A 22,516-nucleotide genomic window follows, 5' to 3' on the forward strand; every position below is an offset into this window, starting at 1 on the left:
CGCCCAGCCCCGCAACCCGCTGCACGGGGTGACGCTGGAGGCCATGGTGTCGGCGCTGGCGGCGCACTACGGCTGGCCGGGGCTGGCCGAGCGCATCCCGCTGCGCTGCTTCAGCAGCGAGCCCAGCGTCGCGTCGAGCCTGAAGTTCCTGCGCAAGACGCCCTGGGCGCGCGAAAAAGTTGAGGGCCTGTACCTGTTCATGCAGCGCGAGATCCGCCGCGACGGCGGTGGCGCTCAGCCCGGCCGGCGGTAACCGTCGGCGATCCAGGCTTCGGCACTGGCCGTGCCGAGCCTGAAGTTCGGCGCCACGCGCACCCGCGCCAGCGGCTCGCCGTCGGCATCGGCAGCGGCCAGGAAGGCGTGCGGCTCGTCCTCGTCGGGCACGATGTCCAGCGTCACCGTCACGCGGCCGGTGGCCGTCATGACGACGAGGTTCTTGTGCAGCTGCGCGTGCCGCTGCTGCTCGTGCCGGCGCAGCACCTCGGCGGCGGTCTTGACCAGCGTGTGAAAGGCCGCGGTGTCCAGCGGCTTCGGGTTCTTCTTGTCGCGGCCCATGGTCCACGGGCCCACCAGCGCCGGCTCCGATTCGCCATGCAGCACCATCTCGACCGCCCAGCCGTCGTCGTCCTCGTTCTTGACGACGCGGGCCGTCCAGCCGTTGTCGCGCCACAGCCGCGGCTCGTGGATGGCCTCGGGCGTGTCGGCGGTGTCGGGCTCGTGGGTCGGGTTCGATGTCATGACCGACATCCTACGTGCGGGCCAGCCGGCAGACCCGCAGGCACCTGCTCACTTCAGCGCATCGGCCCAGATGTTCTTGGCCCAGGCCTGGGCGTAGCGGCCTTCGAGGTCGGAGCGCGCATCCGACACGCCGCCCGAGCCGCCGATGGTGCGGAAGGTCTTCTGTGTCGGCACGTACTCGTGCACGCTGGCCACGTGGATGACGTGGGTGTCGTCGACGAAGCTCATGCACACGTTGGTGAGCATGGGGTGCGGGTCGGGTTCGAAGCCCATCAGTTCGGCCACGATCGCCGAGGCGGTGACCTTGGCGTGCGAGTTGGCCATGTGCCCCGACTTGGGCATGCCCGCGGCCACCTGGATGGCGTCGCCGATGACGTGGATGTGCTGCTGCGCGGTGGATTCGAAGTTCAGGAAGTTCACGTGGCACCAGCGGGCGTTGGCGTTGGCCAGCCCGGTCTGCACGGCGAGTTCGCCGGCGCGCATCGTGGGCAGCACGTTCAGCACGTCGGCCTTCACGTCGTCCTGCACGTCGAAGCGCACCGTGCGGGTGGCGCCGTCCACCGACACTGCCCGATGCTGGGCACGGTACTCGATCATGCCGCCGTAGATTTCCGACCAGGCCTTCTTGAACAAGCTGCCCTTGGAGGTGACATCGGGATTGGCGTCGAGGATCAGCACCTTGGATTTCGGCTTCGCACGCTTGAAGTACGCGGCCACCACGCTGGCCCGCTCGTAGGGGCCCGGCGGGCACCGGTACGGCGCCTCGGGGATGACGATGGCGTAGGTGCCGCCGTCGCGCATGGCCTCGAGCTGGCGGCGCAGGGCCACCGTGTCGGGCCCGGCCTTCCAGGCATGCAGCACCTGGCCCGCCGCATTGGCGGCTTGCAGGCCTTGCACGCTGTCCCACATCATGTCGATGCCGGGGGCCAGCACCAGCTTGTCGTAGGCCAGCGTGGCGCCGCCGGCCAGCGCCACGGTGCGTTTGGCCGGGTCGATGGATGTCGCGCGGTCGTGCACGATGCGCACACCGTGCGTGGAAGCCAGGCCATCGTAGGGGGAGGTGATGTCGGCCATGCCGCGCTGGCCGCCGAGCACCAGGTTCGACATCGGGCACGAGACGAACTGGCGCGCAGGCTCGACCATCGTCACGTCGATGCGCTGGTCGGACAGCAGCCGGATGTACTTGGACACCGTTGCGCCGCCGTAGCCGCCGCCGACCACCACGACGCGGGCTTTCGAGGCCGGGCCGCCGGTGGCCGCGCAGCCGGCGAGGCTGGCCGCCGCGCCCCCGAAGAACAGGCCCTGGAGGAGTCTTCTGCGTTCGATCATGGTGTCCGCCCTCACTTCTGCGCCGCGAAGTAGTTCGCGACGGATTCGAGCTGCTCCTGCGAGTAGCCCCGGGTGATCTGGTGCATGATGGTGGCCGGCCTCTGCCCCGTGCGGAAGTCCAGCAGCGTGGCCAGCAGTTCGCTGGCAGGGCGGCCGGCGAGCGACACCAGCGCCTCGCCCTGGACAGCGCGACCATCGGTGCCGTGGCAATGCGCGCAAGTGGCCGCGAGGGTGCGCGCGCGCAAGCGTTGCGATGCGTCCTGCGCCTGCGCGCCCAGTGCCATGCCGGCCAGCAGCGCGGCCGCTGCCAGGGTGCCGATGCGCCGCTGCGGCCAGCGCCCGCTCGGGTGGGTGACGGTCCTCTTCATGGTCGTTTGTTCCTTTGTCGTCGGCCGATGGCCAGCCTCGCCTCGGGTGCCTGCCGGCTTGCCAGTCTCGGGCTTGGCTGCCTATAGTGTGTCGAACATCATTGCATCTGCATGTAGCGGTATCCCTATGCCCCCCACCGTGTCGATTGCGTGTTTTCCCGCCATCGCCAGAGCCTGGCGTCTGGGGTGGCTGTTGCTGGCCCTCGGCATGCCGTGGGCCGTGGCGCAGGCACAGCCCGCTGCACTGTCCACCGTGCGCATGGAAGCCGTCGAAGTGGCCGCCGGCACCTACGTCGTGCAGGGCGAAGCCGCGCTCGGCTCGCCGGCCAACCTGAACTTCATCTCGAACGCCTCTTTCGTGGTGGCCGACGGCGGCGTGTTGGTGATCGATGCGCTGGGCTCGCCGCCGCTGGCGCAGCGGCTGCTGGAGCTCATCGGCCGCATCACGCCGCTGCCGGTGCGCTACGTGGTGGTCACGCACTGCCACGCCGACCACATCTACGGCCTGCAGGTGATGAAGGCCGCCGGGGCCAGCGTGGTGGGCCACGTCGGCTGCCGCGAGTACCTGCATTCCGACACCGCGCGCCTGCGCATGCAGGCCAGCCGCGAGCAGTTGTACCCCGCGGTCGACGAGCACACCCGGCTGGTGCCGCCCGACCTGTGGCTGGGCGAAGGTGGCGACAACGCCGACCTGATGCTGCGCATCGGTCAACGCAGCTTCCGCGTCCGCCACGCCGGGCCGTCTCATACGCCGGAAGACCTGGTGGTGCACGACGCGGTCACCGGCGCGCTGTTCGCGGGCGACATCGTCTTCCGCGGCCGCGTGCCCTTCGTGGGCCAGGCCGACAGCCGTCGCTGGATCGTCGCCCTCGACCGCCTGCTCGAGCTGAAGCCCACGCTGTTGGTGCCCGGTCACGGGCCTGTGTCGAGGCAGCCGGCCGACGACCTGGGGTCGACGCGCGACTACCTGGCCTACCTGCGCAAGACCATGGGCGAGGCGGCGGCGCGGATGGAGCCCTTCGACGAGGCGTATGCACGCACCGACTGGTCACGCTTTGCCGGTCTGCCGATGTTCGGGGCGACGCACCGCATGAATGCCTACAACACCTACCTGCTGATGGAGCACGAGAAGCCCTGAGGGGGCCTGGACGAACTCAATGCCACCGCCTCCGACGCGGTCTCCGGGTCCATTCGTGCGTACGCATAGAATCAGATTCGGACGCAATGCCCATGCCCTCGACCACCACCGACGCCAGCTGCAGCGATGCCGTCTTCGAGGCCGTGGCCGAGTTGTTTTCACTGCTGTCCACGCCCGTGCGGCTGCGCATCATCGGCGCGCTGTGCAATGGCGAGAAGAACGTGTCGCAACTGCTGTCGTTGATCGACACCACGCAGCCCAACATGTCGCAGCACCTGTCCACGCTGTACCGCGCGGGCGTGCTGGGCAAGCGCCGCGAGGGCACCCAGATCTACTACCGGCTCGAAAGCGAGCGCGTGGCCACGCTGTGCCGTGCCGTGTGCAGCCAGGTGGCGGTCGAGCTGGATGCGCCTGCCGACGTCGTCCGCGGCGAGCGGTTGGTGGCGCGCAGCGCGCACTGAGCCTCAACCCGGGCCGCAGGCGCGCACCCGCCTGGGCTCACTTCAGTTGCACGCCCTGGGCGTCGAACACCGCCACGGTGACCGGGATGCTCGCCCGCACGCTGGCCGTGACGGTGCAGAATTCCTCGAAGCTGCCGAGCACGCGGTCGAGGTGCTCCAGCGATGCCGCCGGCACGCCCAGGGTCAGGCGGGCGTGAAGTCCCAGCACGCGCAGCCGCTTGTCGGCGTTGCGGCCGACCTCGGCCGACACCTCGCAGCCGATCGGTTCGGGCTGCTGCTTGAACTTGCGCAGCGAGAACAGCATCGACGCCGACAGGCAGTTGCCCACGGCCGCGCACAGCAACTGCATCGGCGACGGGCCGGTGCCCTGGCCCAGCGGTGCCGGCTCGTCTGTGACGAGCACGGGCAGGTCCGGGCCGAAGTGGGTGTCGAACTGGAAGTCGTGGCGTTGCGCCAGTCGCACCGTGACGGGGGTATCGCTCATCGTGGTCTCCTGAGTCGGGCTTGGGGGGCGGGGCCGGGCAGTGCCAAGCCCTTGGGGCGCTTGGATCGGTGAAGGACCGCCCCCAGGCGACTCAACCCCCGTGGGGGGCGGGCGCTGGGCGGTCTGTCAACGCACCTTGCCCAGCAGCACCTGCACGTCGTCCAGCACGGCCGCCAGTTCGCCTTCGTGCTTGGCGTCGGGTTCCAGGCGGGATTGCAGCTCTTGCTGCATGTAGCACACGGTCATGCGCACGTAGGCGCTGTCCAGAGCCTTGCGCACCGCGGCCATCTGGCTTGCGATGCTGATGCAGGGCTCGCCGCCCTCGATCATGCGCTGGATGCCCCGCAACTGACCTTCCGCGCGCTTCAGGCGGTTGAGAAGGTCGGTTCGTGTTGCATCGTCGGTGAATTTCGCCATGGTGCAGGCCTCCGCAGCCGGTCGTCCGGGCGGCATTGTCGCCTTACCGTCGGGGGTTTGCTGCACCGGGTCCATTCCGGCCCCCGGGTCAGCGTGCGCAGGCGGCCGTCTCGGGCACGCCCAGCTTCTTCAGGATGAAACCGAGGGGGCACACGTTGGTGAATCCGAACTGCAGCAGGTTGGCGCCGACAAAGGCGGTGAAGGCCAGCCACCACGGGCTGACGAACAGCGGGCTGCCCTGCACCCCGAGGGCCAGCGACAGCAGGATGAACGAGCCGGCAAAGATGCGGATGAGTCGGTCGACGGTCATGGAAGGTCTCCTTCAGGGGGTTTCGAGCACAGGGTCGGGGTGGCGGCCCTTGTAGGCCGCGAAGTACAGCACCGGGATGACGACCAGCGTGAGCAAGGTCGAGACCAGGATGCCGAAGATGAGCGAGACGGCCAGGCCGTTGAAGATCGGGTCGTCGAGGATGAAGAAGGCGCCGATCATCGCGGCCAGGCCGGTCAGCGCGATGGGCTGGGCGCGCACCGCGGCCGACGACACCACCGCCTCGCGGAAGGCCACGCCCTGTGCGAGCTGCAGCTCGATGAAGTCGACCAGCAGGATGGAGTTGCGCACGATGATGCCGGCCAGCGCGATCATGCCGATCATCGAGGTGGCGGTGTACTGCGCACCCAGCAGCGCATGGCCGGGCATCACGCCGATGATGGTCAGCGGGATCGGCGCCATGATGATCAACGGCGTCAGGTAGCTCTTGAACTGCGCCACCACCAGCAGGTAGATCAGGATCAGGCCCACGCCATAGGCAGCGCCCATGTCGCGGAAGGTCTCGTAGGTGATCTGGAACTCGCCGTCCCACTTGATGGCGTAGCCCCGGAAGGGGTCGGACGGCTGGTTGATCCAGTACTCGCCCAGCGCGCCGGTGCCGGGCAGCGCGGCGTCGGCCAGCGCCGGGCGGATGGCGGCCAGACCGTACAGCGGCGAATCCAGCCGCCCGCCCATGTCGGCGATGACGTAGCTCACCGGCTGCAGGTCCTTGGTGAACAGCGGCTTGTCGATCACGCCGCGCTCCACCCGCACCAGCTCGGACAGCGGCACCAGCTGGCCGCTGGCGGCGCGCAGCGGCAGCGCCAGCAGCGCGTCCAGCCCCACCTGCGATTCGCGCGGCAGTTGCAGCCGCACCGGCACCGGGTACTTGGCGTGGCCGTCGTGCAGCCAGGCGGCGTCGGTGCCCGACAGTGCCGCCTGCACCGCCTGCGCCACCGCGGCCGCCGGGATGCCCAGCGACTCGGACTTCTGCCGCTGGATGCGCAGGAAGGCGCGCGGTGCGTCCTCTTCCAGCGAGGTGTCGATGCCGACGATGTCGGGCGTCTTGGCGAAGCCCTGCGCGATGCGCCGCGCCAGTTGCTGGCGGCCGGCCTCGTCGGGGCCGTAGACCTCGGCCACCAGCGGGCTCAGCACCGGCGGGCCCGGCGGTACCTCGACCACCTGCACGCGGGCCTGGTGGCGCGCGCCGATCTGCTCGAGCGCCGGGCGCAGGCGCTGCGCGATGGCATGGCTCTTCTCGTGGCGGTGCTGCTTGTCGACCAGGTTCACCTGCAGGTCGCCCTGGTCGGCGTCGGCGCGCAGGTAGTACTGCCGCACCAGGCCGTTGAAGGTGATCGGGCTGGCCGTGCCGGCATAGCCCTGCAGGCTGCGCACCTCGGGCTGCTTCGCCAGAAAGGCACCCAGCTCCTGCAGCGCCGCCGCGGTGTTCTCCAGCGGCGTGCCCGCGGGCATCTCGACGACCAGCTGGAACTCGCTCTTGTTGTCGAAGGGCAGCATCTTCAGCACGACGCCGACGGCCCAGGTGGGCACCAGGGCCAGCGCCACCGACAGCGCCAGCGCCGACAGGATGCCGGCCAGCAGCAGCCAGCGCTTGGCGGCACTTTGCAGCAGCGGCATCAGCAGGCGCTGGAACAGGCGCTGCAGCTTGCCGCCCAGGCCGCCGCCGGCCGCGGCGACCGGGGCATGGCCGGACGCGGCATGCGACTTCATCAGCTTGAGCGCGAGCCACGGCGTCACCGTGAAGGCGATGCCCAGCGACAGCGCCATGCCCAGGCTGGAGTTGATCGGGATCGGGCTCATGTACGGGCCCATCAGCCCGCTGACGAAGGCCATCGGCAGCAGCGCGGCGATGACGGTGAGCGTGGCCAGGATGGTGGGGCCGCCGACCTCGTCGACGGCCAGCGGGATGATCTCGCGCAGCGGCTTGTGCGGGTCGAGCTGCTGGTGGCGGTGGATGTTCTCGACCACCACGATGGCGTCGTCGACGAGGATGCCGATCGAGAAGATCAGCGCGAACAGCGACACCCGGTTGAGCGTGAAGCCCCAGGCCCAGCTCGCGAACAGCGTGGCCATCAGGGTGAGGATGACGGCTGCGCCGACGATCACCGCCTCGCGCTTGCCCAGCGCCAGGCCCACCAGCAGGATGACGGACGCGGTGGCGAAGGCCAGCTTCTGGATCAGCTTGTTGGCCTTCTCGGCGGCGGTCTCGCCATAGTCACGGGTGACCGTGGCCTCCACGCCTTCCGGGATCACGGTGTTGCGCAACTCGTCCAGGCGCTGGCGCGCGGCGGCGGCCACGTCGACCGCGTTCTGTCCCGGCTTCTTGGTCAGCGTCACCGTGACGGCGGGGTACACGGCACCGGCATCCGCGGCCGATGCTGCCGGTGCTGCGGCAGCCGCGCCAGGGGTGTGCCAGACATACTGCAGCGGCTGGCCGGACGCGGCCTCGACCCGGGCCACTTCGCGCAGGAACACCGGCCGGCCGGCGTTGACGCCCACCACCAGGTCGCCCACCTCGTCGGCCGAGCGCAGGAATTCGCCCGTCTGAACGGCCAGCATGCGCGAGCCGCTCTCCTCGACCACCGAACCGGCCGGCAGGCCGACGTTGGCCGCAGCCAGCGTGGCCTTCAGCCGCATCACGTCGACGCCGCGCTCGCGCAGCCTGGTGGGGTCGAGCGACACCTGCACCACGCGGCCGGGGCCGCCGATGGTCTGCACTTCGCGGGCGCCGGGCACGCGCTTCAGCTCGGCCTCCAGCGTGTGCGCCACCCGCTCCAGCTCTGTCGCCGCGCGGCCGTCGCGGGCCCACAGCGTGATGCCCAGGATCGGCACGTCGTCGATGCCCTTGGGCCGCACGATCGGCGGCAGCGTGCCCAGCTCGCGCGGCAGCCAGTCCTGGTTGGCGTTGAGCACGTCGTACAGGCGCACCAGCGCCTCGGTGCGCGGCACGCCGACCTTGAACTGCACGGTGAGCAGCGCCATGCCCGGCCGCGACACCGAGAAGGTGTGCTCGATGCCGGCGATCTGGCCCAGCACCTGCTCGGCCGGGCGGGCCACCATGGCCTGCACGTCGGCGCTGCTGGCCCCCGGGAACGGGATCATCACGTTGGCCATCGTGACGTTGATCTGCGGCTCTTCCTCGCGCGGCGTCACCAGCACCGCGAACAGGCCCAGCAGCAGCGCGACGATGGCCAGCAGCGGTGTCAGTGCGTTGGCCTGGAAGGCCGCGGCCAGTCGGCCGGACACGCCCAAGGCAGGCGGGGCCACGGCGCTGCCGGAGGTCGTCTCGTGGTCGCTCATGGCGTGCTCAACGGGCCGCCGGCACGGCGCCCGCCAGGCCCGCCTTGACCGCATCGGCGGCCAGGCGCTCGCCAGGCTTCAGGCCGGCCAGGATGTCGACGCCCGCGGCACCGCGGTGGGCGCCGGTGCGCACGGCGCGCAGCACGAAGCGCTGCTCTTGGACCACATAGACGGCGGTGAGCTCGCCGCGGCGCAACAGCGCCGCCGACGGGATGGTGAGGGCGCCGCCGGGGGTGGCCGGTGCGGCGGCTGCACCGCCGACGAAGGCCACCTGCACCGATTGGCCCGGCAGCACCGGGGCATCGCCCGTGCTGGCCGAAGCCGGCAGGTCGAGCCGCCATTCGACGGTCTGAGACACCGGGTCGGCCACCGGCAGCACGGCGCGCGCGATGGGCTCGACCGAGCGGCCATCGGGCAGTTGCACCAGCACGCTGGTGGCGGAGCGGGCGGCGCCGGCCATCGATGCCGGCACCTGCACCACGGCGCGCATCGCGCCGGGGGCATAGACCGTGGCGATCGGCCGACCTGGCGTGGCCAGGTCGCCGGCCTCGACGTGGGTGGCCAGCACCACCGCGTCGAAAGGCGCGACCACGGTGGTAAAGCCCCGTGCCAGCGCCGCCTGGCTGCGGCCGGCCTGCGCCTGCTGCAGCCCGGCCTGGGCGGCCTTGAACTGGGTTTCGGCCACGTCGAGCGCGGCCTGGCTGACGAAGCCCTGCTGGCGCAGATCCCGGCTGCGCTCGGCCTGCAGCCGGGCGTTGCGGAACTCGGCCTCGGCCTGCGACACGCCGGCCTCGCTGCGCTGCAGGCCGGCCTGCAGTTCGCGCTCGTCGACGCGGGCCACGGCCTGGCCGGCGCGCACGCGGTCACCGGCCTTGACCGACAAGGACACCACGTTGCCCCCCACCTGAGCCGCCAGCGTGGCCTGGCGAAGCGGCTGCACGACGCCGTCGAGCGACAGGCCACGTGTGGTGCCGGCGCCCTGTGGCAACAGGGTGGGCACCGACACGGGATCGGCGGCCGAGGCCAGCCCGGCCGCGGCGAGCCCCGCAAAGGCCAGCGAAATCGCCGTGCGGCGATGGAGGTTGAGCGGCAGTTTGATACCCATGGCGAGATCGTATCAGATACCCAATAGGGTATCAAGGCCCTGTCGCTGGCCAGGCAGTTTGGCCCCCTGCCGCCACATGCTCCGTCGGGGCCTGCACGGCCGCGGAACCGGCGGACGGCCGTGCCGCTCGACCTCCCGGCCCCTGTCGTGCGGCTCGGCGCGCGCCTTTGGCCGACGCCGCGCCCGGCGGTCGTCGGACGCCCAGGTCGGACGATATGGGTGGCGGCCAGGTCCGCGGATTGCCCTCATGGGCCAGTGCATCCATACGCCGCGGCGGTCGACATGCCTACCCCCCTCAATCGGTGTTTCTCGAGGCACGGAACTCGCATAGCATGCTTCCGCCTCCCAGTGCCATGGGATGCCCGAGTGCCTCGGGGGAGTGCACGCCAGACAAGAGTGGTGCGATGTTCACATCGGTTCAACGGCGTCTTCTGACGCTTGTCATAGGTGTTGCCGGATTGATCGGCAACTCACAGGCGGCCTACACGGGCCTGGTGTTCTTCGGCGACAGCCTGGTGGACACCGGCAATGTGGCCGCGCTGACGGGCGGCGCGTTCCCGAGCAACCAGGGCGCGCCGGGCCGCTTCTCGAACGGCCCGGTCTGGACCGAACACCTGGCAGCCGGTCTGGGCATGCCCGACGCGGCCAAGAACAGCAACCTGGTCTTCGACGGCACCTCGGTGGTGCCGATCGGCATTCCCGGCGGCACCAACTATGCGTTCGGCGGTGCGCGCACCGGATTTGGCGGACTGGGCGGCCCGACCACCGGCCTGATGAGCCAGTTGATCGCCTGGAACGGGTCGGTGTTCGGGTCCGGCGCCGACCGAGTGGCCGACCCGAACGCGCTGTACGTGGTGATGGCCGGGGGCAACGACCTGCGCGATTACCGCAACGGCCTGCCCGCTGCGTTGACTCCGCTCGAGACCGCGGCGAACGTCGTCGCCGCCGTCGGCCGTCTGGCGCTGTCGGGCGCCCAGCACTTCCTGTTGTCGAGCCTGCCAGACCTGGGCAAGACGCCCGAAGCCGGCATGCTCGGCAAGACGGCCGAGTCGACCGCCGCGACGCTGGCCTTCAATGCCGCCCTGGCTGCCTTGTCCGCCGACTTCGATGCGCAGTACCAGGCCCTGACCGGTGTCGACCTCGACATCCACTGGATGGATTTGTTCGGCCTGAACGAGGCCGTGGTCGACGATGCGCTCAACAACGGCGGCGCGCGATTCGGCATCACCAACGTGTCGTCACCTTGCCTCGGGGCCGGACCGGTCTCGGGTGAGTACTTTGCCCCGGATGCCTCGGCCAGCGGCTGCGACGTGTCGGCTTACTCCGATCCCCTGCACCCGTCCGCGGTGTCGCACCAGTTGATCGGGCAGTTGGCGCTGGCGACCGTGCCCGAGCCCGGCTCGATCGCGCTGGCCCTGTGCGCGCTGATGGCCCTGGGCATCGCCCGTCGTCGCGCCGCGTGACCCGGTCCACCTGACCGCCGCCGTCGCCGGCGCACCGCCGCAAGGCAAGCGCCCCGACAACGCAAATGGCCGCCCTGGGGCGGCCATTTTTCATTCCCCGCCTTGGCGGACGGACCGGTCTGGGTTCAGAACGGGATGTCGTCGTCCATGCCGTCGAAGCCGGTGCTCGACTTCTGCGGCGCCGGCCGCGGTGCCGCAGCGGCCGGTCGCGCGGCGGCGGGACGTGGCGCTGGTGCCCGTGAACCGCCCCCCTCGGCGCCGTAGCTGCCCTCGTCGGCGCCGCCACCGGGGCCTTCGCGGCCGCCGAGCATCGTCATTTCCTGGGCGATGATCTCGGTGGTGTACTTCTCGACGCCTTCCTTGTCGGTCCACTTGCGGGTCTTCAGGCGACCCTCGATGTAGACCGACTTGCCCTTCTTCAGGTACTCGCCGGCGATCTCGGCCAGGCGGTCGTAGAAGACGACGCGGTGCCATTCGGTCTCTTCCTGGCGCTCGCCGCTGGTCTTGTCCTTCCAGTTGCGGCTGGTCGCCAGCGTGACGTTGCAGATGGCCGAACCGCTGGGGGCATAGCGCACTTCCGGGTCGCGCCCCAGGTTGCCGATGAGGATGACTTTGTTGACTGAGGCCATGGCGCCCGCTCCTGTGTGGTGGGCTCGACCGGCCCGAGTGCACATGATAACGAGCGCCTGCCCGCGCGCGACCTCACCCTCAAGGGGGCCCCGGTTTGGGGGATCGGCCCGGTTCGACGTCGACCCAGACCCCTCGAATCAGGGGGGCCAGCCTTTAGGAGGGTTAAAAGGAAAGCCGGAAGCAGGTTCAATCGACGTTGTTGTAACCGCAGTACAGGTTGTCCCGCCATGAGCCCACCCGCCGCCGATGTTCCCCCGCCCGCCGTCCCGTCTGCCGCGCAGGCCGACCGCCGACAGGCGCGCACCGCTGGCGGCTATTTCGAGTCGTCCTGGGATCTGGCCCGCGGCCTCGACGTGACCTTCCGCTCGGTCGGCACGCTGCCCGATGAATTTCGCCACGAGCCGAAGCCTGTGAAGTCCGCCGGCAGCCCCTGACGGCCCTTGGAGGATGCGCCGGCCGGGCTACTTTGGCTGGAACGCCGGCGCCCCCAGCTGCCACAGAAGGAAGGCGTAGAGGTCGGCCCGTTCCTCAAGCTGCTGGCGACGGGTGTTGCCGATGCCGTGCCCGGCGTCCCAGTCCAGCCGCAGCAGCACCGGCTTGCCGCTGGCGCTGGCAGCCTGCAGGCGCGCGGCGGTCTTGGTGCTTTGCCACACCTCGACGCGCGGGTCGTTGACGCCGTGGGTCAGCAGCACGGCGGGGTACTTCACGCCGTCCTTCACCTGGTGGTAGGCGCTCATCGCCAGAAGTGACCGGAAGCCCGCCTCGGTGGTGCGGCTGCCGAACTCGGGGATGTTGGGCACGCCGTTGGGGGTGGTCTCGGCGCGCACCATGTCCAGCGCGCCGACGGCCGAGACCACCGCGCCGAAGAGGTCGGGCCGCTCGGTCATCGCCCGCCCCACCAGGATGCCGCCCGCGCTGCCGCCCAGCAGGCCCAGGCGCTCGGGCGCGGTGTAGCGCTTGGCCACCAGCCATTCGGCGCAGGCAATGAAGTCCTTCCAGGTGTTGGGCTTGGTGGCCTGCCAGCCGCCGCGGTACCAGTCTTCGCCGTAGACGCTGCTGCCGCGCGGGTTGGCCACCGCGAAGACGCCGCCCGCGTCCAGGAAGGCCAGCCGCCCGAGGCTGAAGTACGGCTCCTCGGTGATGCCGTAGGCGGCGTAGCCGTACAGCAGCGTCGGGTTGCGGCCGTCCAGCGCGATGCCCTTGCGGTGGATGATCGACATCGGCACCATCGCGCCGTCGTGGCTGCGCACCTGCACCTCGGTGGTCACCAGGTCGGCCGGCGCATCGAAGGGGCCTTGCGGCTGCAGGCCGGTGTTGCTGAGCACGCCGAAGCCGTTGGTCACGTGGATCTGCCGCGCGCGGGTCCAGCCCTGCAGGTCGACCACCAGGCCATGCAGCCGCGGGTCGCCGGCGCTGGTGCCGGCCTCGCTGTCGGTCAGCGCGAACGCGCCGGCCACCGGCAGCGCGATCTCGGCGAGCACGTCGCGGCCCCAGATGCGCCGGTACAGCCGCTTGATGTTGCCGTCGCGCATCTCGAGGTACAGGCCGTCGGCGGTGGTGGCCAGGCCGGTGATCACCTTGTCGCCGGCCGGCACGATGAGGCGGGCCTGCGCCAGGTCGGCCTCGTTCAGGTCGAGCCGCAGCACCTTGAAGCGCGGTGCGCCGTCGTGGCTGCGCAGGTACAGGCCGTTGGCCTTGTAGGCCTGGCCCACCACCTTCGCGTCGGCCCCGAACAGCTTGCGCCACTGCGGCTTGCCGGCCAGCAGCGCCGGCGCGGGCGACAGGTACAGGCCGTACTCGCTCTGCGTGCCATTGATCACCTGGCCCAGCGCCCAGCGGCCGTCGTGGGTGAGCTGCACGATCGGCGTCTCGCCGGGCTCGATCTGCACGCCGTCCTGGCCGATGCCGAACACCGGCACCGCCTGCTCGATCGGCTCGGTCGGGTTCCACAGCAGCACCTGGCTGCGCTGGTACTTCTCGGTCTCGGGCAGGCCCGGCGCCATGGCCTGCAGGCGGTTGAAGACCAGCCGGCGGCCGTCGGGCGCCCAGCTGACGCCGCCATAGTCGGCACGGCTCACCGGCCCGCCGACGAGCTGCCCGGTCTGCACGTCCAGCACGTGCAGCGCGGCGTCCTCCGCGCCCTGGGCCGAAAGCCCGTAGGCCACCCAGCGGCCGCCCGGCGATGGGCTGAACCAGTTGATCGCATGCGGCTTGCCGGTCTGCTTCTCGACGGCCTCGGGGTCGACCAGCAGCTTCTCGGCGCCGGCCAGGCCGCGCCGCACGACGAGCTTGAACTGGTTCTCGCCGGCGCCGCGGCGCAGGTAGAACCACAGGTCGCCGGCCTCGCGCACCACCTGCACCACCCGCACCGGCACGGCCGATTCGAAGCGCTCGAGCTGCGCCAGCAGGCCCGCGCGTCCGGGCACGGCGGCCAGCGCGGCGCGGGCGTGGGCGTCCTGCGCCTTCATCCAGGCCACCACGTCGGGCGCGGTCTTGTCTTCCAGCGCGCGGTAGGGATCGGGCACGACGGTGCCGAAGAAGGTCTCTGGCACGTCCTTGACCGGGAAGACCGGTGGTGCGGCGGCGGCCCAGGCGGCCACCAGCGCGCCGGCCAGGCCCGCGACCAGGCCGATCAGGCCGCGCACCCGCCGAGTCATCGCGCCACCTGACGGGTGGTCGCACGGAAGCAAGGCCGAGGGGTGCGGGCCCTGGGCCGCAGGCGAACGTGGGCGTGGGGGGTCATGGGTCCTCCGACTGGATCAGGCGCCACGCTAGCACAGCGACAATGTCGGCCGAACCGCCCCTGCCGCCCGTGAACTCCGCCGACACCGATCCGCTCCACATCCTGCACGAGGTCTTCGGCTACGGCGCCTTCCGTGGCCGCCAGGCCGAGATCATCGAACATGTCACCGGCGGCGGCGACGCGCTGGTGCTGATGCCCACCGGCGGCGGCAAGAGCCTGTGCTACCAGGTGCCGGCCATCGCCCGGCACCGCGCCGGCCGCGGCGTGGCGCTGGTGGTGAGCCCGCTGATCGCGCTGATGCACGACCAGGTCGGGGCGCTCGACGAAGCCGGCGTGTCGGCTGCCTTTCTGAACAGCACGCTCGACGGCGACGAAACCCGCCGTGTCGAGCGCGACCTGCTCGCCGGCAGCCTGGTGCTGCTGTACGCCGCGCCCGAGCGCATCCTCACGCCGCGCTTCCTGGCGATGCTCGATTCGCTGCACGAGCGCGGCCTGTTCAGCCTGGTGGCCATCGACGAGGCGCATTGCGTCAGCCAGTGGGGCCACGACTTCCGAGAAGAGTACCTCGGCCTGTCGGTGCTGCACGAGCGCTACCCCGGCGTGCCACGCCTGGCCCTGACCGCCACCGCCGACGACCACACCCGCGCCGACATCGTCGAGCGCCTGGCGCTGGAAGGCGCGCAGCGCTTCGTCGCCAGCTTCGACCGGCCCAACATCCGCTACACCATCGTCGAGAAGGACAACCCCCGGGCGCAGCTGCTGCGCTTCCTGCGCGACGAGCACGAAGGCGACGCCGGCATCGTCTACTGCCAGAGCCGCAAGAAGGTCGAGGAGACCGCCGCCTGGCTGGCCGGCGAGGGCCTGTCGGCGCTGCCCTACCACGCCGGCATGGAGGCCGACCAGCGCCGCCGCCATCAAGACCGCTTCCTGCGCGAGGACGGCATCGTGATGGTGGCCACCATCGCCTTCGGCATGGGCATCGACAAGCCCGACGTGCGCTTCGTCGCCCACCTCGACCTGCCGAAGAACATCGAGGGCTACTACCAGGAGACCGGCCGCGCCGGCCGCGACGGCCTGCCCGCCGACGCCTGGATGGCCTACGGCCTGGTCGACGTGGTCAACCAGCGCCGCATGATCGACGAGGGCGAGGCCGGCGAAGACTTCAAGCGCCTGCAGCGCAGCAAGCTCGATGCGCTGCTGGCGCTGGCCGAGGCGCACGACTGCCGCCGCGTGCGGCTGCTGGCCTACTTTGGCGAGGGCGCGCCACTTCAGGAGGCCGACATCGGCGAGGACCCGCCCGCCGCCGGGCCGCCCCAAGGCGGGCGGCGCCCCCTCGGGGGGCAGGGAGCGCCCGAAGGGCCGACCGTGGGGGCTCGTTACCGTTGCGGCAACTGCGACAACTGCCTGCACCCGCCGGCGGTGTGGGACGCCACCGAGGCCGCGCGCAAGGCGCTGAGCTGCATCTACCGCTTCCGCCAGCAGACCGGCATCGGCTACGGCGCCGGCCACCTGATCGACGTGCTGCGCGGCAAGCTCACCGACAAGGTGGTGCAACGCGGCCACGAGCGGCTGTCCACCTTCGGCATCGGTGCCGACATCGACGAGCAGGCCTGGCGCGGCGTGCTGCGCCAGCTGATCGCGCTGGGCCATGTGCAGGCCGAGGGCGAGTACGGCACCCTGGCGCTCACCGACAGCGCCCGCGCCGTGCTGCGCGGCGAGGTGCCGCTGATGCTGCGCGTGCCCAGCGAGGCGCCCAGGCGCGTGCGCGGGTCGCGCGGCAAGGCCGGCTCGGGTGCCGGTGCGTCGCGGGCCGACAAGCCGCCGCCACTGCCGCTGGACGAGGCCGGCCTGGCCCGCTTTGCCTTGCTCAAGGCCTGGCGCGCCCAGGTGGCCCAGGCGCACAACCTGCCGGCCTACGTGGTGTTCCACGACGCCACCCTGGCCGAGATGGCGCGCGAGGCGCCGGGCTCGCTCGATGCGCTGGCGGGCATCAGCGGCGTGGGCGCGAAGAAGCTCGAAGCCTATGGCCGCGAGATCCTGCGCGTGCTCGACGAGGCGGTGGGCTGAACTCAAGCCCACGGGCAGGCGGTCGATAACGGAACAAGGCCCCCCTGCCTGGGGCCGTCACCGCATGCCCATTCCGACCCCCTCCAATTCCCTCCGTCGCCTGTGGCCGGACCTGCTGAGGATCACGGCGTTCTCGATCGTCGTCTCCAACGTGCTGTGCTGGTTGTTCGTCGTCCAGATCGGCGGGCAGGCCATGGGCCCGATCGTCTACCTGCCGGCCACGCTGGTGCCGGCGATGATCGCGCCCTTCGTCACCTGGCGCATCTTTCGGCTGGTGCATGCGCTGGAGCGCGCGCAGGCCGAACTGCGTCACGTGGCCTCCACCGACAACCTCACCGGGCTGCAGAACCGCGGCAGCTTCACCGACACGCTCGGCCGCGACATGGCCCGCGCGGCGCGCACCGGGGGGCCCCTGGTGCTGATGATGCTGGACCTCGACCACTTCAAGCACGTCAACGACGAGCATGGCCACCCGGTCGGCGATGCCTTGCTGCAGGGCATCGCCGGTGTGTTGCGCGGCACGCTTCGCGACGTCGACCCGGTGGGCCGCTGGGGTGGCGAGGAGTTCATCGTCGGCCTCGACGCCTGCAGCCTGGACGACGCCTGCGAAGCCGCCGAGCGTGTGCGGCGGGCCATCGAGGGCTTCGGGCTGCCGCTGGCCAACGGCGCCGAACTGCATGCCAGCGCCAGCATCGGCGTGGCCGCCTGGGCCGGCCCGGGCGAATCCTTCGATGCCCTGGTGCGGCGCGTCGACGACGCGATGTACACCGCCAAGCGCGCGGGCCGCAACCGCGTCGTGGTCGATGCGGGTGCGGGTCGGTGCGCGGCCGCAGACGACGAGGCCGACATCCTCGGCGCGGCGCCAACGCCGGCGCGGTGGCCGGTGCTGACCTAGTGCAGTGTTCGACGCTATGCAGCACATAAAACCGCGTCTTTGCCGCCCTGGCGTTGTTGCAAATCCTCGCGATGCCGCTGGGCATCGCTGCGGTTTGCGCCTAGCCAGGACGACAAATCCATCGGTTTTCTCAAGTGCTGCGCAGTATCGAACACTGCACTAGCCCGCCGCCTCCAGACGGATCGCCTCCAGCAGCGCCGGCATGTCGATGCGCGCATGGCGCACGTCCGGCGTGTCGATGACGCCCTCGCGCTTGAGGGCCGACACCAGGCGGCTCGCCGTCTCGATGGTCATGCCCAGCATCGCGCCCATCTCCTGGCGCGTGGGCAGCCAGATGCGGCCGTCGGGCTCGTCGTACTCGGTCAGCTTCAGCAGCAGCCGCAGCATGCGCCAGCGGGCGCTGCCGGCCGACAGCTCGGTGAGCCATTCGTCGGCCTCGTCGAGCGCGCCCTGCCAGCGCTTCATCAGGTCGCGCAGCAGGCCGGGCTGCTCGCGCGCCAGCTCGTCGACCAGCATGCGCGGCAGCCGGCAGGCACGCACCGTCGTGCAGGCGACGGCGTCGGCGGCGTAGGTCTGCCCCAGCATCGCCTCCAGGCCGACCAGGCTGCTGCGGCCGGCCAGGCGCACGATGCGGCGTTCGCCGCGCTCGCTGCTGCGCTCGAGCCGCACCACGCCTTCGCGCACCGTGTAGGCCGCGGTGCCGTGGTCGCTGGCCATGTACAGCGGCTGCCCGGGCTCGAGCGTGATGTCGGCGATGTGGTAGTGGATGTGCTGCAGCTCTTCGGCGTCGAGCACGCCGAAGAGTGCAAAGCGGCGCACGCCGCAGTCCATGCAGACGCGCGCCTGCGGGTTGAAGGGCACGCGCTGCTGCAGGTCGAGCGGATGCAGGGCTTGCAGGGGATCGCGGCGCGGGCTGTTCACGGCCGGAGTATCGCTGCGGCGGGCCGCGTGCGGGGCCCCGTGCGATGACCGCCGCCAGAGGCGTCAAGGCTGGCCGCGTGGCGCCAGTTCGTCGCGCACCAGGCGCACGATGAGCTCGTCGAGCGTGTCCACCGAGTAGTCGTGCACGTCGTGGGTGGTCTCTCGGCCGGGGCCGCTGCCGGGGCGCTGGGCGTCGCGGTAGGTGAGGAAGACGAAGCGCCCGCCGGTGGCCTGCGCCAGTTGGCGGAAGACCGCCTGGCCCTGGGGGTCCAGCCCGCTGGCGCCCACCGCATGCAGCTTGATGCCGCGTGCCAGCGCCGCGGCCGCGGCCTCGTCGTGGTGTGGGCCGTGGCGGTCGACGTGCGGCGGTGCATCGCCCAGCAGCACCAGCAGCCGCGAGGTGCCGGGCCCACGCCAGCTGACCCGGTGCACCGCCTCGTCGAGCGCCTCGTCCAGCGCCTCGGGGTAGTCGCCGCCACCGCCGGCCTGCAGCCGGCGCAGCGTGTGCTGGAAGGCGCCCAGGTCGTCGGTGAGGTCGTGCGTGCGGGTGACGAAGGCGTCGCCATGGTCGCGGTAGGCCACCAGGCCCCAGCACAGGTCGGGCTGCGAAGGCAGTGCGCCGACGCGGTCGGCGATGCTGCGCAGGCTGTCGCGCAGCTTGTGGATCTCGTCGGCCATCGAGCCGGTGGCATCGACCAGGAACACCAGGTCCAGCGGCACGCGGGCCGGCGCGTCGCCGCCATGGCGCAACTGCACCTGCACCGCCGGCTTCTGGCCGCGTTGCAGCGCGGCGCGCTGCACCTCGCCGTGCGTGGCCCGCACCTGCACCTCCAGCCAGGGCTGGCGCGCCAGCACCTCGGGCGCCAGCAGCGCGCGCGGGTGCAGCCAGGCCTGTCCGGCGGCGTCGGTGCGCGCCACCAGCACCGCCGCGCGCGCGCCCGGCCACGACAGCGCCACCTCGGCATCGGCCGCGGGCCGCCCGGCGGCGTCGCGCACCTCCACGCGGTAGCGCTCGGCCTGATCGCGGTCGCGCGGGTTGAGATGGCGCGAGCGCGTGCGGTAAGCCAGGTAGTCGGTGAATGCGGCGTTGTCGTCGACCATGCCGGCGGTCACCGTCTCGGCCGGCCGCTGCAGGTTCTGCGCCGCGGCTGGGGCCTGCGGGGGTGCGATGGACGGCACGGCGCGCCCGCTTGCGACGGCGTCTGCGGTGCGCGGCCCGGCGGCCGGCCAGGGTGCCGGGGCCAACATCGACGGCACTGCGGCGCGCTCGGCCAGGGTGGCGGCTGCTGCCGCCAACGGGGGTGCTGCGGCGGTGCTACCTCCCGCCGACTTGGCCTCCGAGGCGTCGGCGCGCCGGGCCACGTCGCGCGCGGCGTGGTCTGCACCGCCCGGCCGTCCGAGCCAACCGGACGGCGCCGGGGCGTTCTGTCCGCCCTGCTCGCGCACCCGCGCCGGGCCGCTGCAATGCCGCGCCGACGGCGGCTCGAACGACGGCACGCCCCAGGGCGGCGACGTCGACCTGGCGGGCGCCTGCAACTCCGGTGTCGACGACCAGCCGCCGGGCAACGGTGCGCTGCCGTCGGCCGGCCTGCCGGGCGCGTGGCTGCAGGCCGGCAGGCTCAACAGCACGGCCAGCATGGCGGCGGCCAGGGCCAGCGGGCGGGCCGCCGCGCGCGGGTGGCGGCCTGCGGGGCCATGTCGGCGGGTGTCGTGGCCATGCAGGCCGGTCGACCGGAAGCAGGGGGATGGGGGCATCGAAGGCTCCTTCGTGGGGTGGTTGGGCAACCCTGGGTGACACGTCCGGCAGCCCTCGGCGGGGTCGCGCCGACTCTGGAGAGCTGCCTCCACGGATCGCCGAACCCCGATCGCCCGTGTCGGCCGTACAAGGCCGGATGGACCTCCCCTTGCCCGTGGCAGACTGCCCGCCCATGGCCCCAGACCGCGATGCGCGCGCCGCACCCGCCGACGTCCCCGGCAACAGCGGCGCCGACGCCCTCGGCAACGGCGACGCCCTCGGCAACGGCAACGCCCTCGGCAGCAGCGACGCCGACGACCTGCGCTGCATGGCCGCCTTCGCGCGGGGCGATGCCGCGGCCTTCGACCGGCTCTATGCCCGCCACGAGCGCGCGCTGTACCGCTTCGTGCGTCGCCTGCTCGGCCGCGAGCTGGCCGCGCAGGCCGACGAGGTGTTCCAGGACACCTGGCTGCGCGTGGTGCGTGCCCGCGCCGATTTCGTGCCGCAGGGCGCGAGCTTCCGCACCTGGCTGTTCACGCTGGCCCACCACCGCGCCATCGACCTGCTGCGCCGCAGCGGCCGCGAGGTGTCGGCGCCCGACGACGACGAGGCGCCGTTCACGCCGGCCGGCGAACCCTGGCTCGACTGGCCGGCCGCGCCGGTGGCGGGGGCCGACGACCGCCTGTTCTGGCGCCGCGCCGGCGAGCGCCTGCTGATGTGCCTGGACGAGCTGCCGGCGGCGCAACGTGCGGTGTTCCTGCTGCACCACGACGACGAGCGCACGCTCGACGACATCGCCCGCACGCTGGAACTGGGCTTCGAGACCGCCAAGAGCCGGCTGCGCTACGCGATGGCCAAGCTGCGCACCTGCATGGGCGCCTACCTGGGTGCCGACGCGTTGGGGGCCCGCCCATGACGAAGCCGGACGAGACGCCGGACGAGCTGGCCCGCGACGCGCACCTGCGCGCCGCGCTGCGGCACGCGCCCGACGCGCAGGACGNCGCGCTGCGAGCGGCGGCGCGGGCGGCGGTGCGGGCGCCGCCGCCCTTGCGGCCGACGCAGGTGCCGTGGTGGCAACGCGCCTGGCAGTCGCTGGCCCAGCCGCGGCCGGTGTGGGCGGGCGGGGCGGCGGCGCTGCTGGTGTCGGTGCTCACGCTGCAGCTCTGGCACGACGAGCCGGTGCCGCCGGCGGTGACGGGCGAGGCACCTGGGGCGAGCCGGTCGGCGGCGGAATCGGCGCGAACGGGCGGGCCGGCGACCGCGCCAGCAGCCGCGCCAATACCCGCCCCAATGGCCGCGCCAACAGCCGCGCCATCGGCACCGCAAGTGCCCCCCGATTCGTTGCCCGCATCGCCGCCGCCAGCGCTCGCAGCCGCGGCGCCGGCCCAGCTCACACCGCCGACGGCCGACGCTGCCACTGCCGGGGCGGCCACCGTGCGGGACGGGGCGAAGCAGTCGGCGAGACCCCCAACCCCGTCGGCGCTGCCGCCCGCCACGGTGCCGCCATTGCGACCGGCACCTGCGGTGCAATGGACATTGCCACCCGAGGCCAAGGCCCCCGCACCGGCGGACAACGCGGTGGCCTCTGCGCCGAGGCCTGGCGCCGAGCCGGACACGGGTGGCGCCGACACAGCAGCGGCCGAAGCGCCAAGCTCGCACAGGGACGCGACGGCACCGCCCGCCGCCGGCCGCAGCGGGGCCGGGCCGCAGGCACCCGAACCCGGGTCGTCCCACCCGTCGCCGGCACCACTGCCCGTGCCCCGGTCCTCCCCACCCCCGCTGCCACCGCAGGCCAGGTTCTGGGCGCCCACGCCGCCCGCCGTGGCCTCTTCGGCGGCCGGGGCGGCCCAGCAGGCGCCCATCTCTGCCGCCCGCGCGCTGGCGTTGGCGGAGAAGCTGGCCCGGCTCGATGGCCGCGCGTTGCCGCCGGGGTCTCTGGCCCAATGGGTGCTGGCAGCGCGGCAGGACGTGGCCGACCCGGCCTGGCCGCTCACACCGGCGCAGCGCCGCGTGCTGCGCCGGTTGGACAACGCCGGCGCCGGCTGGCAACTGCAGCCCGCGGCGACGCCCGGGCCTGCACAGGAGGCCGCCGCTGCCCCCGAGCTGGCCTGGGTCGACGCCCAGGGCCGCCGTTCGACCCTGCGGCTTGACGACGCCGGCGCCCGCTGGACCGGCCCCGATGGCCGCCAGTGGGTGCTGCCGTTGGACAGCGCCACGCGCGAGGCCCTGGCCCGCGAGTTCTGACCGCGCCCCCACGGATCCCGGCGCCTCCAATGAGCGCAGCGCGGACGAGGCCCGCCTGCCCCGGAGTGCCCCGCGTTGGCGCACGGTGCGCGCGAAGACCGCCGCCCCTATCATCGCGGGTTGCCCTCGACCCGCCGCCCCATGCCCCAG

The 22,516-nt window shown here is 72.0% G+C and carries 21 protein-coding genes; 9 read left to right on the forward strand and 12 right to left on the reverse strand.

What is annotated here, in order from left to right; translation table 11 throughout:
• Nucleotides 1–253 (forward strand): VF530 family DNA-binding protein (locus EOINJALH_RS19475; RefSeq protein WP_144290101.1); only part of this gene is annotated, 253 nt, incomplete at its 5' end.
• On the opposite strand, the gene EOINJALH_RS19480 is transcribed toward EOINJALH_RS19475, so the two are convergent.
• From EOINJALH_RS19480 to EOINJALH_RS19490, 3 genes are read right to left on the reverse strand one after another with little or no spacing between them, the layout of a single operon-like run.
• On the reverse strand, nucleotides 235–738 hold the full coding sequence (locus EOINJALH_RS19480) for a hypothetical protein (RefSeq protein WP_088283166.1): 504 nt from the start codon (nucleotides 736–738) through the stop codon (nucleotides 235–237). The two genes, EOINJALH_RS19475 and EOINJALH_RS19480, sit on opposite strands and share 19 nt — an antisense overlap.
• A 48-nt stretch (nucleotides 739–786) precedes the next feature.
• Nucleotides 787–2,067 carry an FAD/NAD(P)-binding oxidoreductase gene (locus EOINJALH_RS19485; RefSeq protein WP_088283132.1) on the reverse strand — a complete coding sequence of 427 codons (1,281 nt, stop codon included), beginning with the start codon at nucleotides 2,065–2,067 and terminating at the stop codon, nucleotides 787–789.
• A gap of 11 nt (nucleotides 2,068–2,078) precedes the next feature.
• Entirely contained in the window at nucleotides 2,079–2,435 is a 357-nt protein-coding gene (locus tag EOINJALH_RS19490; RefSeq protein WP_088283134.1) for a cytochrome C, read from the reverse strand.
• Nucleotides 2,436–2,574: 139 nt separating this feature from the next.
• Between EOINJALH_RS19490 and EOINJALH_RS19495 the strand changes: the two genes are divergently transcribed.
• Nucleotides 2,575–3,573 carry an MBL fold metallo-hydrolase gene (locus EOINJALH_RS19495; RefSeq protein ID WP_234413935.1) on the forward strand — a complete coding sequence of 333 codons (999 nt, stop codon included), beginning with the start codon at nucleotides 2,575–2,577 and terminating at the stop codon, nucleotides 3,571–3,573.
• Between the two features lie 92 nt (nucleotides 3,574–3,665).
• Nucleotides 3,666–4,034, forward strand: coding sequence for a helix-turn-helix transcriptional regulator (locus tag EOINJALH_RS19500; protein ID WP_088283170.1), 369 nt, complete (start codon nucleotides 3,666–3,668; stop codon nucleotides 4,032–4,034).
• A 37-nt stretch (nucleotides 4,035–4,071) separates the two neighbouring features.
• Here the strand turns inward: EOINJALH_RS19500 and EOINJALH_RS19505 are convergent, their stop codons facing one another.
• From EOINJALH_RS19505 to EOINJALH_RS19525, 5 genes are all read right to left on the reverse strand, one after another.
• Nucleotides 4,072–4,518: an OsmC family protein gene (locus tag EOINJALH_RS19505; protein ID WP_088283136.1), complete on the reverse strand. Its 447-nt coding sequence runs from the start codon at nucleotides 4,516–4,518 to the stop codon at nucleotides 4,072–4,074.
• Nucleotides 4,519–4,644: 126 nt separating this feature from the next.
• On the reverse strand, nucleotides 4,645–4,935 hold the full coding sequence (locus EOINJALH_RS19510) for a metal-sensing transcriptional repressor (RefSeq protein ID WP_088283138.1): 291 nt from the start codon (nucleotides 4,933–4,935) through the stop codon (nucleotides 4,645–4,647).
• Between the two features lie 88 nt (nucleotides 4,936–5,023).
• Nucleotides 5,024–5,245: a DUF2892 domain-containing protein gene (locus EOINJALH_RS19515; protein WP_088283140.1), complete on the reverse strand. Its 222-nt coding sequence runs from the start codon at nucleotides 5,243–5,245 to the stop codon at nucleotides 5,024–5,026.
• A 12-nt stretch (nucleotides 5,246–5,257) separates the two neighbouring features.
• Entirely contained in the window at nucleotides 5,258–8,563 is a 3,306-nt protein-coding gene (locus EOINJALH_RS19520) for an efflux RND transporter permease subunit (RefSeq protein ID WP_088283142.1), read from the reverse strand.
• Between the two features lie 7 nt (nucleotides 8,564–8,570).
• Nucleotides 8,571–9,668: an efflux RND transporter periplasmic adaptor subunit gene (locus EOINJALH_RS19525; RefSeq protein ID WP_088283144.1), complete on the reverse strand. Its 1,098-nt coding sequence runs from the start codon at nucleotides 9,666–9,668 to the stop codon at nucleotides 8,571–8,573.
• 404 nt (nucleotides 9,669–10,072) lie between these two features.
• Here EOINJALH_RS19525 and EOINJALH_RS19530 point away from each other — a divergent pair, with 404 nt between their 5' ends.
• A complete protein-coding gene (locus EOINJALH_RS19530) occupies nucleotides 10,073–11,131 on the forward strand; it encodes an SGNH/GDSL hydrolase family protein (protein ID WP_158219823.1) in 1,059 nt (352 codons plus the stop codon).
• A 125-nt stretch (nucleotides 11,132–11,256) separates the two neighbouring features.
• Here the strand turns inward: EOINJALH_RS19530 and EOINJALH_RS19535 are convergent, their stop codons facing one another.
• A complete protein-coding gene (locus tag EOINJALH_RS19535; RefSeq protein WP_088283148.1) occupies nucleotides 11,257–11,760 on the reverse strand; it encodes a single-stranded DNA-binding protein in 504 nt (167 codons plus the stop codon).
• A gap of 228 nt (nucleotides 11,761–11,988) precedes the next feature.
• Between EOINJALH_RS19535 and EOINJALH_RS19540 the strand changes: the two genes are divergently transcribed.
• Nucleotides 11,989–12,195 (forward strand): hypothetical protein, encoded by a 207-nt coding sequence (locus tag EOINJALH_RS19540; RefSeq protein ID WP_088283150.1) that lies wholly within the window; start codon nucleotides 11,989–11,991, stop codon nucleotides 12,193–12,195.
• A 27-nt stretch (nucleotides 12,196–12,222) separates the two neighbouring features.
• Here EOINJALH_RS19540 and EOINJALH_RS19545 read toward each other — a convergent pair whose 3' ends face one another.
• Nucleotides 12,223–14,406, reverse strand: coding sequence for a prolyl oligopeptidase family serine peptidase (locus EOINJALH_RS19545; protein ID WP_158219824.1), 2,184 nt, complete (start codon nucleotides 14,404–14,406; stop codon nucleotides 12,223–12,225).
• 140 nt (nucleotides 14,407–14,546) lie between these two features.
• Between EOINJALH_RS19545 and EOINJALH_RS19550 the strand changes: the two genes are divergently transcribed.
• Together EOINJALH_RS19550 and EOINJALH_RS19555 are read left to right on the forward strand one after the other, a co-directional pair.
• Nucleotides 14,547–16,571 (forward strand): RecQ family ATP-dependent DNA helicase, encoded by a 2,025-nt coding sequence (locus EOINJALH_RS19550; RefSeq protein WP_088283154.1) that lies wholly within the window; start codon nucleotides 14,547–14,549, stop codon nucleotides 16,569–16,571.
• Nucleotides 16,572–16,635: 64 nt separating this feature from the next.
• The gene (locus tag EOINJALH_RS19555) at nucleotides 16,636–17,466 is read left to right on the forward strand and encodes a GGDEF domain-containing protein (protein WP_158219825.1); all 831 of its coding nucleotides are present in this window, start codon (nucleotides 16,636–16,638) and stop codon (nucleotides 17,464–17,466) included.
• A gap of 159 nt (nucleotides 17,467–17,625) precedes the next feature.
• Here EOINJALH_RS19555 and EOINJALH_RS19560 read toward each other — a convergent pair whose 3' ends face one another.
• Together EOINJALH_RS19560 and EOINJALH_RS19565 are read right to left on the reverse strand one after the other, a co-directional pair.
• Nucleotides 17,626–18,387, reverse strand: coding sequence for a Crp/Fnr family transcriptional regulator (locus EOINJALH_RS19560; RefSeq protein ID WP_088283158.1), 762 nt, complete (start codon nucleotides 18,385–18,387; stop codon nucleotides 17,626–17,628).
• Nucleotides 18,388–18,450: 63 nt separating this feature from the next.
• A complete protein-coding gene (locus EOINJALH_RS19565) occupies nucleotides 18,451–20,142 on the reverse strand; it encodes a VWA domain-containing protein (RefSeq protein WP_088283160.1) in 1,692 nt (563 codons plus the stop codon).
• Nucleotides 20,143–20,315: 173 nt separating this feature from the next.
• On the opposite strand from EOINJALH_RS19565, the gene EOINJALH_RS19570 reads away from it, so the two are divergent.
• Nucleotides 20,316–21,038 (forward strand): sigma-70 family RNA polymerase sigma factor, encoded by a 723-nt coding sequence (locus tag EOINJALH_RS19570; protein WP_088283172.1) that lies wholly within the window; start codon nucleotides 20,316–20,318, stop codon nucleotides 21,036–21,038.
• 905 nt (nucleotides 21,039–21,943) lie between these two features.
• Complete coding sequence (locus EOINJALH_RS19575; protein ID WP_088283162.1) at nucleotides 21,944–22,366, forward strand: hypothetical protein; 423 nt, start codon at nucleotides 21,944–21,946, stop codon at nucleotides 22,364–22,366.
• Nucleotides 22,367–22,516 lie beyond the last annotated feature (150 nt).

The sequence above is a fragment of the Ideonella sp. A 288 genome, from assembly GCF_002198735.1.
In the GTDB taxonomy this organism is placed as follows: Bacteria; Pseudomonadota; Gammaproteobacteria; order Burkholderiales; family Burkholderiaceae_C; genus Pseudaquabacterium.